This window comes from Vibrio qinghaiensis, assembly GCF_002257545.1.
In the GTDB taxonomy this organism is placed as follows: Bacteria; Pseudomonadota; Gammaproteobacteria; order Enterobacterales; family Vibrionaceae; genus Vibrio; species Vibrio ordalii.
Map to the genome: position 1 here is coordinate 843,157 of NZ_CP022742.1, position 11,166 is coordinate 854,322.

Here is an 11,166-nt window from a genome sequence, read left to right on the forward strand (position 1 = left end):
AATGAGCCATTAGGCGGAGAATTTAAGATGAAAAAACTACTGATCGCCCTTTTATCTTTTGGAGTTTTATTTAGCCAAGCGATACAGGCGGAACTGAATAACCCCGGCGGCAACGGCGGGCTGGAATCGCTGCGTGGCGCAACACAGCTCGAAGAGACTCGTCCTGCTGACGACTTTAAAAAGTATCCAAGAGATCAAGCGCTTGAAAGCGAATACGTCTATCAGCCACCTTTGATCCCACATAACATTCGTGGCTACGAAGTGTCGCTAAACGCCAATAAGTGCCTTGCTTGCCACAGTTGGAAAAATGCCAAAGAGATGGGCGCAACCAAAATCAGTGTGACCCACTATGTTAACCGTGAAGATGCGGTGCTCGCTGACGTCTCACCGCGCCGTTACTTCTGTTTACAGTGCCATGTACCGCAAGCTATTGCGAAGCCTTTAGTGGAAAATGAGTTTAAATCCGTTGATTCACTTCGCTAATCGTAGCCAGATAATAACTTAAGAGGCTATTTATGAAATTATTAAAAGCGTTTTGGAAAAGACTCACAAGCCCAAGTAAAGCGGCCGTTGGCATTGTATTGTTCATGGGGTTTGCAGGTGGTCTGCTATTTTGGGGCGCATTTAACACCGGTATGGAAGCAACAAACTCAGAAGAGTTCTGCTCCGGCTGTCATGCACCGATTGTGGCTGAGATCCAAGAGACGATTCACTATTCTAACCGTTCCGGCGTACGTGCTATCTGCTCTGACTGCCATGTTCCCCATGAGTGGACAGACAAGATTATCCGCAAAGTGCAAGCCTCCAAAGAGTTGTTTGCTCATGTGGTGTTAGGCACCATTAGCACACCAGAAAAGTTTCAAGCACGTCGAGCACATCTCGCGGAGCGTGAGTGGTCACGATTGAAAAATAATGACTCATTAGAGTGCCGCAACTGCCATGAGTTCGAATACATGGATTTTTCAGAGCAAGGTCCACGCAGTGCCAAACAGCATTCAACCGCCCTTGCTAGTGGTGAAAAAACCTGTGTCGATTGCCATAAAGGTATTGCACATAAACTGCCAGACATGCAAGGCGTTGAAGGCTGGCAATAGGAGAATTAACCCATGAGTACATTAGAATCGGTAATTTGGCATATTCTTGGTTACAGCGCGATGCCTATCATTATCTTCGGCGGCTTTGCGGTGGTTGCTGCCGTTTCACTTTGGTTGTTGTCACTGAGTAAAGATAAAGAGCAATAAACAGCGCTGAATGCTATCAGGTAGCCCTGAATAACCCTGAAGAAAGTAAAAATCCGCCGATGAAAGGCGGATTTTTGTTGCGTTTTAAATTCTTTGTTGCGTTTTAAATTCTTTGTTGCGTTTTAAATAAGTCAAACTACGACGCACTAACCCATTACTCTTGACAAATGATCGGCAGCACTTGCTTAACATACTGGCCGGGGGCCGCGCCCAGAACGGGGTGAAGCTCTGAACCGATCGCATAAGGGGGAACTTGTTCGGTTGGATTGAACGACATTAACCACTCATTCCAATGTAACCACCATGATCCCTCTTTGCGTTCAGCGTGGTTAAGCCACTCTTGCGCTGAATCATCTAAAGTATCGTTTAGCCAATAGCCATACTTATTTTTTACCGGGTGATTCACTATCCCGGCAATATGGCCCGATTCTCCGAGCACAAAGGTTTTGTTGCCGCCGGTTTTCATTGCGCCCCGGTAAGTGCCTTGCCAAAGTGCAATGTGGTCTTCCTTCGTCGAGATAAAATAACTGGGTATTTTTATCTTATCCAAATCAATCCACACCCCACCGACTTTTACCCCTTTATCCTCAATCAATTTGTTATCTAAGTACAAATCTCTCAACAAGAAGTTGTGAGTCGCAGCGGAAACATTGGTGCTATCACTGTTCCAATACAACAAGTCAAAATCAACAGGGCTCTTCCCTTTCAAATAGTTATCAACATAGTAATTCCAGTACAAACTGTTTTCACGCAGTAAACTGAAAGTCACACTTAATGAACGCCCATCCATATACCCTTTGGCATTATTTTGGTGCTCAATCGCGCTGATAATGGTGTCATTGATATAGGCCCCAACCTCTCCCGGTTGAGAGAAATCAAGCAAGGTGGTGAAGAAAGAAGCTGATTTGATGCGTTTTTTCATTCGCTTAGCAGCGTAGTAAGCAATGGTTGAAGCCAAAACCGTCCCGCCAATGCAATATCCCGCGGCGTTGATCTGCTCTTGCCCAGTGATCTCTTCAATCGCAGAGACCGCTTTCACCACGCCTTCTAGTACATAGTCTTCAAAGCTGATATGAGCCTGAGCTTGAGATGGGTTGCGCCATGAAATCATGAAGACGCTATGCCCTTGCTCAACCAACCAGCGCACCATGGAGTTCTTTTCACGCAAATCAAGAATGTAATATTTATTGACGAAAGGTGGCACAATCAAAAGCGGTGTTGCATTAACGGTCTTTGTTAGCGGCTTATACTGAATCAACTCAAACAGTTCATTTTTGAAAACCACACTGCCCTGTGAATTAGCCACATCTTCACCGACACGAAAGGCATTGTTGTTGGTCATGCGAATTTTAAGGATGTCCGCGCTCGACTCAACATCCTCTTTTAATTTTTCCAGTCCAGCGAGCAGATTCTCACCATTTTTTTCAATGGTCAGCTTAAGGAGCTCTGGATTAGTCGCAATAAAGTTGCTGGGTGAAAGTGCATTGATCGCCTGACGAGAAAAAAACGTAATCCGTTCTTTGGTTTTTTCATCCAAACCTTCGATAGCCTCGATGGTTTCTAAACACGTTTTGCTAAACAGCAAATACGATTGTTTGATAAAACTATAAAAAGCCTCATTTTGCCACGCTTCATGGTCAAAACGTTTGTCGCCCGTATCGGTGTTGACTATCGACTCTTTGTTACCTGCGAGCACGATGTTTTGCCAAATATGCAATTGCTGCTCCCACCATTGAGTTTGCAGTTTGAGCATTGCTGTGGGTTGATTAATCGCCTGCTCAAAGAACTTCGCAGTATCTTCAAAGTTCACTTCTTGCATCGCTTTATTAAGGGGAGAGTTGACGGCCGCCTTGTTCAGCTCTAAGTCATCCCACCACTTTTGGTTGGTTTCTTGGAGTTTAACAAGGTAGTCCGAAAAGAAGTGCTGAAACATGAGTGTTGCTCCTATGATCGGAAAAAAAGCGCCGCTTAGGCCTAGCGGCGCAAATACAGCGGTTACGCAGGAGTCACTGTTTTTAGGTTTTCCGAGGCCAGTTTTTCTACATCATCTTTAAACTCTTTGGCGATGGTTTGTAACTTATTGCTATCTTCCATCATCTGTTGTGAAAGCTTGTTGAGCACACTCATTTGTTGGCCATTGAAAGAGGCAAATGACATCACATCTTTGACTTCGCTGGCCGCCTTCATTTGTGCTAAACCCATTTCGCTATAAGTGCGGATCGCGTTCAATTGTAGTTCGGTTAAGACTTCCACATTTTTTGTCACTAACTTATTGAAGTTGAAGTAGGGTTCTAAGTTTTTTTCAGTTTGATCAGTAAATGTTTTGAAAAAATCGGTGTACATGTTGTTTCTCCTAACGAGTGTATATATTCCATTAATAACGCATTAAACGGATTTGATAATAACCGCGGTTCCCATACCACCACCGACACAAAGAGAAGCAACTCCATACTGTCCGCGGCGTTTATTGAGTTCATGAACTAAAGTGACCAAAATTCGATTTCCAGATGCCCCGAGCGGATGGCCAAGCGCAATAGCCCCACCATTGACATTGGTTTTATCCAAAATCGATTGACTGGCCACTTCATGTTGTTTCGCTAACTGATGCACCACACCAAGCGCTTGCGCAGCAAACGCTTCATTGAGCTCAAAAAGATCAATATCACCCAGTGACAAGCCAGCATGATGTAACGCTTTGGTGACCGCTTGAACCGGCCCGAGCCCCATAATCGTCGGGTCAATCCCCGTCTGCGCATAAGTCACTAGTTCAGCTAACGGCGTTAAACCATACTGTTGCACTGCGGATTCAGACGCTAAGATGACCGCGCTCGCTCCATCGTTAATGCCAGAAGCATTACCAGCCGTGACAGTACCTTGCGCGTCAAACGCTGGACGTAAGGCCGATAATGCGTTTAATGTGGTTGTGGCTTTGGGGTATTCGTCGGTATCAAAGGTGAAGGTGTCACGACGACGCTGCACTTCTACCGTAACAATCTCATCAATAAACTGGCCAGATTCAATCGCCGCTATCGCTTTGAGTTGGCTATTAAGTGCAAATTGGTCTTGCTGCTCACGCGAAATATCAACCTGTTTGGCGATATTTTCGGCCGTAATCCCCATATGGTATTGGTTGTAAACGTCGGTTAAACCATCAGCAACCAGCAAATCGGTTAGACTGATGTTGCCCATTTTGTTGCCTTCACGAAGTGTGGCTGGAGCCGCAAATGGGATTTGCGACATCACTTCAACACCCGCCGCAACGACAACTTGTGCATCACCACTACGGATGTGTGAAACGGCATCCATTACCGCTTTCATTCCGCTACCGCATACCATATTAACACTGTAAGCCGGAACCGAATCAGCAAGGCCAGCAAACAAAGCAGCTTGGCGTCCAACACCCATACCTTGTGCCGCACTCACGACATGGCCGACGATTACTTCATCGATAATTTCTGCAGACACTTGGCTTGACTCAACTGCCCCTTTAATCGCAACTGCCGCCAGTTTGCCTGCTGAGAAATCTTTTAATGCTCCACAAAATGAACCTATAGGGGTGCGTTTTGCAGCCACAATGAATACTTTTTCCATTTTCCAACCATCCTTGCTTAGTGCATGTACAAGCCGCCATTAATTGATAATGTCTCACCCGTAATGTAAGCACCTGCATCACTGGCTAAATAACTGACCGCTTGGGCGATCTCTTCTGGCTTCGCTAAACGTAACATAGGGATCTGCTGTACGATGGAAGCCAGAACTTCAGGCTTCATTTCTTCAACCATAGGTGTTGCGGTATAGCCAGGGGCAATTACGTTCACCGTTACACCACTACGCGCACCTTCCGCAGCTAAAGCTTTTGAAAAACCGATCATGCCCGCTTTGGCCGCAGAGTAGTTAGTTTGACCAATTTGACCTTTGAGGCCATTCACCGAGGAGATATTGATCACCCGGCCCCCTTTTTTCTCGCACATAGCTGAAAACAGAGGTTGGGTGACATTGAAAACGCTGTTTAGGTTGGTATCGATCACTTCTTTCCATGACTGAGATGACATTTTTTTGAACATGCTGTCACGCGTAATGCCGGCATTATTCACGATGACATCAATGGTGCCTTCTTCTTCCAATAACTGGCTTAAGCGCTCTGCGCACTCTTCAGTGCTGGTCACATCAAGTTCAAACAGTCGAACTTGATCTTCAGTAAACTGCTTTTCTTGAAACCAATCTAATGCACATTGGTAATTGCCAGTAAAGTAAGTAGCAATGACTCGATATCCATCTTTGACTAATTGGCAAGAAATAGCAGAACCGATTCCGCCTTTTGATCCCGTGATCAAAGCGACTTTCTTCATTTAGAACTCCATTCTCAACAGCATAGTATTAATCCATCAGACAAGGCATAACAAACCAATACACCCTGCTATCTATTTTTAACTTTATAAATAATTTATTTTCAATTTACTTAATGAAACCGCATTAGACTCGGCCCTGCACTAAATTTAATGGCTGATTGTGACATTTCAAATAAATTAAGCATTAATATTCATAAGGTTGAAGTTGATCTCATATGGAATGAAATGTTATTAAATAGTTAAAACGGTGCAATGTGTTGATTTATAATTGAATTATGCTATTGACAATAACAAAAATTAAAATCAACCAATTGAAACTAAAGGAGTTATCTTATTTATTGCTGTTACATGCGATCTGTCGAAAATAGCGGTATGGTGGGGTTGAGTGAATGCGTTTAATGATAATTTCATAAAGAGTACGACATTTAAGAATCATTAACATTCTATATGAAAATGAAACTAAACTATTGCGAATTCTATACCAAATGGCTTAGCGTTGCCGCTAGGCATCTGTAAATGAAACCTTATGAGTCTAAATATATTGTGTAATTAATGTGAACAAACTCAACTAACACCGCTACAACTTCAAGTAGCAAGCGAATAAGAGAATATAAATCATTAGAGAAAATAGATATTACTCCAATAAAAAGAGCGCCTATATTTCGGCGCTCTTTCGATGAAACAAAAACTCTATTGCTATACCCAAACAACTTGAAGTTGCAGGTAGGCAAGTAAGTTCATCCCCATGAGCATAGATAAACTATGTGATTGGGGTGAGTGAACGTAGCCAACACCGCTGCAGCTTCAAGTGAGAAGGGTATAACTAGTATGTAGAAATATGCGAAGGCTCCTAAGGCGCGGAATCCACCACTACAGGCAAGTAATGTTTAGGCTCAAGTTTCAACCACTCTGGTAACACAGTCCCGATTGAGATTGAAGACCAAGTTCCAGAAATAATACCGATGAACATTGCAATGGCAAACCCTTCAAGCGGCTCCCCGCCCATAAACCATAATGCGGAAACGGTGAGTAATGTCGTACCCGAAGTCACCATAGTGCGTGAGAAAGTCGCAATCACCGCTTGGTCGGTGATCTCTTTGGTTGGCGTGCTTTGCTTGGCCACGAGCAGTTCACGAATACGGTCGGCAATGATAATGGAGTCGTTCAATGAATAACCCAATACCGCCAACACCGCCGCAAACACAGTTAGGTTGAACTCCATCTGTGTCAGGGCAAAGAAACCGAGCACTAAAATAACGTCATGCAGCAAAGCCAATAACGAGCCGCTCGCTAAACGCCATTCAAAGCGGAAACACAAGTAACCTAAGATACACAGCAAGCAAATCATCAGCGCCAAGCTGCCTTGGTCAACCAGATCTTGCCCCACTTGCGAGCCGACCATACTGTTGCTTACCACCGTCACCTGTTCAGAGACATCGCTGAGCAGAGCTGGGATATTAGGCGTTTCTTGATCGCTTTCAGGAAGCGCGTAACGGATAACCCAACGCCCTTCTTCACCGGCTTTGGTGATCATCGTTGAATCCCCTAATGTAGGTTTCAACGCTTGCAGCAACTCTTTGTTGGTGAGGGTTTTATCGACCGTGACTTCGGTGACCATCCCACCAGTAAAATCCAACCCCATGTTGAGGCCCTTTACACCAAACGCCACTAACGAAATCAGCATCAATGCCACAGAGAGTACGCTCGTGATGTAACGAATTGGACGAATATGGTTTTTCAAATAATCAATCATGTTTATACCCTTACATCACGACGAGCATCTCGTCCCCAAATAAGATTGATAACCGCACGCGAAGCAAACACACCGCTGAACATACTGGTCATAATGCCGAGCCCTAAAGTCAGCGCAAAGCCTTGGATTGGACCATTACCGATCGAATACAGAATTACAGCCGTGATCATAGTAGTAACGTTAGCGTCAAGAATAGTACTAAAGGCGCTACTAAACCCAGAATCAATCGCTTGGGCGAAATTACGTCCTTCTGCAATTTTGTCTTTGATACGTTCAAAAATCAGCACGTTGGTATCGACGGCCATACCAACCGTCAAAACCAGGCCAGCAATTCCCGGCAAGGTCAGCACAGCACCCGGCAATAAGGCAATCAAGCCAATCAAACACACCATGTTAAACAGCAACGCCGCGTTCGCCACCCAGCCCAAACGGCGATACCAAAGCGCCATAAACGTCAGTGTCAATGCCATGCCTAAGGCTAATGCGGCAAAACCATTTTGAATATTTTCCGCGCCCAGTGAGGCGCCGATGGTGCGTTCTTCAACAATAGTGACCGGAGCAGTTAATGAACCTGCACGCAGCAATAACGCAAGCTGTTGCGCTTCTGCCATTGTGCCTGAGCCGGTAATTCTAAATTGGCTACCCAACTGCGATTGAATAGTCGCAACACTGATCACTTTTTCACTCCGCTCGGTTTCGCCACGAGCATTAGTGGTGTATTCGCGATACACAGTCGCCATCGGCTTACCGATATGCTTGGATGAAAAATCACTCATGATTTTACCAGCCGCGTGGTCAAGCGAGATGTTAACCTCAGACATTCCCATTTGGTCAATGCCAGCGCGCGCATTGACAATGTGCTCGCCTGTTAATATCGGCCGTTTAGTGAGCACCACATTGCGGCCATTTTCATCTTTGAGCACAATGTCTTGCGACGTAAACGCTTCGCTGGGTGATTTCGCCTCATAAAAAGCGAGGCTCGCCGTTGCACCAATCACGTTTTTCGCTTGTGATGGATCTTGTACGCCCGGTAATTCGATACGAATACTGTGTTCGCCTTGGCGCTGGACCATCGCTTCAGTGATGCCTAGCTCTTCAATGCGATCACGCATAATCTTGAGGTTCTGTTGCAACGTCGTTGATTGGAAATCGACTCGATTCTGTTTTGAAGGCTTGATCAGTAGTTGATCAGAAGAGCGTTGGATATCCCACCCTGAGTAAGTCTCTTTAAGGAATGCATTGATTTTATTGAGATCTTCAGCTGAATTGCTCATCACTTTGAAGCTATCAATGCCTTCAGAGCTAACTTTCACGCTACGAAGACGCTCATCACGCAGCTTATCTTTCACGGTATCGATCATGCTGTCACGCTGCTCTTGGAATGCTTTATCCACGTCAACGTTCAGCAAAAATTGCACACCACCCCGCAGATCTAGCCCTAGTTTAATCGGGTTAAAACCTAAATTCGTCAACCATGCTGGTGCAACCGAAACGTAAGAGAACGTAATACTGTCTTCTTTTTCAATCATGCCATCGAGCAATTCTCTGGCGTGTGTTTGCTGGACTTCATCAGCAAAAACCAAGGTCGTTTTCCCACCTTGCTGTTGTATGTTTTGCACCGCAATATCGTTTTTTTCGAGTAGATGAGTCAATTCCACGACTGAATTAAGCATCTCATTTTTAGCTGAGACTTGCAGTTGGATAGACGGCTGTTCGCCATACCAGGTGGGTATAGCGCTCAAGGCAAGCACAACCAAAGTGGCGGCCAATACGATATACTTCCACGCAGAATAGTGATTAATAAGACGTGCTGACGCCTTTTTATTATTTGTTTTTCTCATACCAATCCTCTCAGCAAAGCTGAGTTGTTATTACTTTAAATAAACAAGTTAAATGAACAAGCGAGTGACTTTGTCACTTGATATAAAGTAAGAAGGATCAGTACTGGCTATTTAACGCCACATACATGGCATTGGTTTCTTTCCAGCCAGAAATTCTGTGGTGAGAACTATAGGGGCGAGCTTGCCATGCCACCAACTCAGCGACAGGAAAAAGATAAAGCCTAAAGGGAGCGACGGTTACGTCGTAATTGGGCGTGTTATCGACAAAAGTGGGGCCATCGTATTCAACGACTCGGGAAGTTACCCCCCAACGAGACGCAGTGACGATTGCAGCAGAAGTGTCTGAGTGAAGCGATTTTGATACGGGTGGAGCCGTTTGTTTATCCTGTTGAACAGATATTGATTGTTGATCAGAGATAGGTTGTTGAATAGCAATAGCTTGAGGCAATGTTTGCTGATCAACAATCGCCGTGAGCGGCATTTTTTCAGCATCACGTTGCAGGCTGACTTTAGGTTCAGCGTCGCGGTGCGTTTCACTTTCAATTAAATAGCCAAACGCTTGCGAAGGCAAAACCACCGCAAGAAACGTAAACCAGACATATTTAATAAAGTGCCAATGCATGGAAAAGAATTCCTCTCAACTCAAGCTAGCATCATATTCCTGCCCCGTGTAAGCCTCAAGTAAAAAGATCTAAATATTGTGCTTATTGGGGCTCACTAGAAACGTAAAACACCGCTTTGGTTTGTGTATCAAAATAAATTTTGTTGGCTAACTTCTGGCCGCCACAATACACAAAATAGACTTCACGTTGTTGATATTTGAATGACTTTACCCAACCACCAAGCTCTTCAAAATCTTCTGGTACGCAAGTTCCGTCTTTTAACAACTCATCGGTTTTCTGCACAAAAGCCGTTTCATAGAGTTTAAAATCATCCGAATTCGCAATGTACTGCGTGACCGTTTTACGGCGCTCCTCGGCTGTGATCAGCGGGGCTTGCTCCACTAAACCATCCAAAGGTATCCACTCCGCGACTTCAGGCCCGTTTTCCTCATAGACAAAATAATCGGTAATGCGGCCAAAACCCGATTTACGTTCCAAGATTTTTACCTTATCACCACGGTATAGAACCCGCTCAACAAACGCTTGTGCATCGGGCTTTTCTCTCACCCCAAGCCTTGCTAAATCGACATATAAATCATTAACGAGCGGTTTTGCTGGCAAGGCCGTTTTAGGAGCCGTCTCAGTGGTTGGCACTTGTTCTTCATCGTTCGAACTCGACGAATCGGCCTGCAGTGCTTCTTGCTCGGGAAGATAATAAAGAAAGTAATAGCCAGCGCCTGCGCCCGCCAGCCCAAGCAGCAATAATAGAAACATCAGCATTTTTTTCATCTTGCTGCTCATTCCTTTCTTGTTGTGCGCAACCTTGTTCGGCACGGCACGCTTTAATTGTTCGTTAATTATAGTTGAAATCTCCGAATGTCATTTTTGTCTAGTTTGCGAACGCATAGCGACACTAACGGCAGCCTAATCCTGAACTTGATGCTATGCGTCAATCTTCTGCAAAATCAGCCTATAAATGGAATAAAGGACTCAAATTCTTCGGTAATGCGCGCAAGCAGCTTTTCGGCGGGCTCGTCGTTTGGGGGTCGGTCAACAAGGAACAATACGCGTTTAAAGCGCTGCAACTGAATCAAGCGATACATCAACGCAGTTCAGTTTGGCTGCCACATCTTGGTTGTCTTTTTTCGCTTCGACAATTCCTATCGGCTTTAGGCCCACAAACAACACGTAATCGGCAAAGCCCGTTTACTGGTTTCATCTCTGCCGGTTGGCCATTCGGCAATCTGGTTTATGTGCTAGGGGCCGTCGCCATAAGATTGAGGATCAGAGGCACGCGGAGCGAATCTGCACTGCATCTACAAACGAGATCGAATTATCAGTATGCATAATGTTTTAGCTTGGTAAGGTTTGCAAAATGAA

The 11,166-nt window shown here is 44.8% G+C and carries 11 protein-coding genes; 3 read left to right on the plus strand and 8 right to left on the minus strand.

What is annotated here, in order from left to right; all coding sequences use genetic code 11:
* Positions 1 to 27 precede the first annotated feature (27 nt).
* From CCZ37_RS17655 to CCZ37_RS17665, 3 genes are read left to right on the plus strand one after another with little or no spacing between them, the layout of a single operon-like run.
* A complete protein-coding gene (locus CCZ37_RS17655) occupies positions 28 to 483 on the plus strand; it encodes a nitrate reductase cytochrome c-type subunit (protein ID WP_094502178.1) in 456 nt (151 codons plus the stop codon).
* Between the two features lie 32 nt (positions 484 to 515).
* Positions 516 to 1,094, plus strand: coding sequence for a NapC/NirT family cytochrome c (locus tag CCZ37_RS17660; protein WP_013868528.1), 579 nt, complete (start codon positions 516 to 518; stop codon positions 1,092 to 1,094).
* A gap of 12 nt (positions 1,095 to 1,106) precedes the next feature.
* Positions 1,107 to 1,241 carry a TIGR02808 family protein gene (locus CCZ37_RS17665; protein WP_094501767.1) on the plus strand — a complete coding sequence of 45 codons (135 nt, stop codon included), beginning with the start codon at positions 1,107 to 1,109 and terminating at the stop codon, positions 1,239 to 1,241.
* Positions 1,242 to 1,395: 154 nt separating this feature from the next.
* On the opposite strand, the gene phaC is transcribed toward CCZ37_RS17665, so the two are convergent.
* The 8 genes from phaC to CCZ37_RS17705 all read right to left on the minus strand — a co-directional run bounded on the left by phaC (position 1,396) and on the right by CCZ37_RS17705 (position 10,575).
* On the minus strand, positions 1,396 to 3,174 hold the full coding sequence (phaC, locus tag CCZ37_RS17670) for a class I poly(R)-hydroxyalkanoic acid synthase (protein ID WP_094501769.1): 1,779 nt from the start codon (positions 3,172 to 3,174) through the stop codon (positions 1,396 to 1,398).
* A 62-nt stretch (positions 3,175 to 3,236) separates the two neighbouring features.
* The gene (locus CCZ37_RS17675) at positions 3,237 to 3,584 is read right to left on the minus strand and encodes a phasin family protein (protein ID WP_094501771.1); all 348 of its coding nucleotides are present in this window, start codon (positions 3,582 to 3,584) and stop codon (positions 3,237 to 3,239) included.
* A gap of 42 nt (positions 3,585 to 3,626) precedes the next feature.
* Positions 3,627 to 4,832, minus strand: coding sequence for an acetyl-CoA C-acetyltransferase (locus CCZ37_RS17680; protein ID WP_094501773.1), 1,206 nt, complete (start codon positions 4,830 to 4,832; stop codon positions 3,627 to 3,629).
* Between the two features lie 17 nt (positions 4,833 to 4,849).
* On the minus strand, positions 4,850 to 5,590 hold the full coding sequence (locus CCZ37_RS17685) for an SDR family oxidoreductase (RefSeq protein WP_094501775.1): 741 nt from the start codon (positions 5,588 to 5,590) through the stop codon (positions 4,850 to 4,852).
* Positions 5,591 to 6,440: 850 nt separating this feature from the next.
* Positions 6,441 to 7,343: a protein translocase subunit SecF gene (gene secF / locus CCZ37_RS17690; protein ID WP_094501777.1), complete on the minus strand. Its 903-nt coding sequence runs from the start codon at positions 7,341 to 7,343 to the stop codon at positions 6,441 to 6,443.
* A gap of 2 nt (positions 7,344 to 7,345) precedes the next feature.
* Positions 7,346 to 9,184, minus strand: a complete 1,839-nt coding sequence (secD, locus tag CCZ37_RS17695) for a protein translocase subunit SecD (protein ID WP_094501779.1) — start codon at positions 9,182 to 9,184, stop codon at positions 7,346 to 7,348.
* Positions 9,185 to 9,281: 97 nt separating this feature from the next.
* A complete protein-coding gene (locus tag CCZ37_RS17700) occupies positions 9,282 to 9,806 on the minus strand; it encodes a hypothetical protein (RefSeq protein WP_094501781.1) in 525 nt (174 codons plus the stop codon).
* 82 nt (positions 9,807 to 9,888) lie between these two features.
* A complete protein-coding gene (locus CCZ37_RS17705) occupies positions 9,889 to 10,575 on the minus strand; it encodes an SH3 domain-containing protein (protein WP_208613949.1) in 687 nt (228 codons plus the stop codon).
* Between the last annotated feature and the right edge of the window lie 591 nt (positions 10,576 to 11,166).

Bases quoted from the DNA above. Each gene is read 5' to 3' on its own strand.
- CCZ37_RS17655 (WP_094502178.1), top strand. From the start codon at position 28: ATGAAAAAACTACTGATCGCCCTTTTATCTTTTGGAGTTTTATTTAGC.
- CCZ37_RS17660 (WP_013868528.1), top strand. From the start codon at position 516: ATGAAATTATTAAAAGCGTTTTGGAAAAGACTCACAAGCCCAAGTAAA.
- CCZ37_RS17665 (WP_094501767.1), top strand. From the start codon at position 1,107: ATGAGTACATTAGAATCGGTAATTTGGCATATTCTTGGTTACAGCGCG.
- phaC (WP_094501769.1), bottom strand. From the start codon at position 3,174: ATGTTTCAGCACTTCTTTTCGGACTACCTTGTTAAACTCCAAGAAACC.
- CCZ37_RS17675 (WP_094501771.1), bottom strand. From the start codon at position 3,584: ATGTACACCGATTTTTTCAAAACATTTACTGATCAAACTGAAAAAAAC.
- CCZ37_RS17680 (WP_094501773.1), bottom strand. From the start codon at position 4,832: ATGGAAAAAGTATTCATTGTGGCTGCAAAACGCACCCCTATAGGTTCA.
- CCZ37_RS17685 (WP_094501775.1), bottom strand. From the start codon at position 5,590: ATGAAGAAAGTCGCTTTGATCACGGGATCAAAAGGCGGAATCGGTTCT.
- secF (WP_094501777.1), bottom strand. From the start codon at position 7,343: ATGATTGATTATTTGAAAAACCATATTCGTCCAATTCGTTACATCACG.
- secD (WP_094501779.1), bottom strand. From the start codon at position 9,184: ATGAGAAAAACAAATAATAAAAAGGCGTCAGCACGTCTTATTAATCAC.
- CCZ37_RS17700 (WP_094501781.1), bottom strand. From the start codon at position 9,806: ATGCATTGGCACTTTATTAAATATGTCTGGTTTACGTTTCTTGCGGTG.
- CCZ37_RS17705 (WP_208613949.1), bottom strand. From the start codon at position 10,575: ATGAAAAAAATGCTGATGTTTCTATTATTGCTGCTTGGGCTGGCGGGC.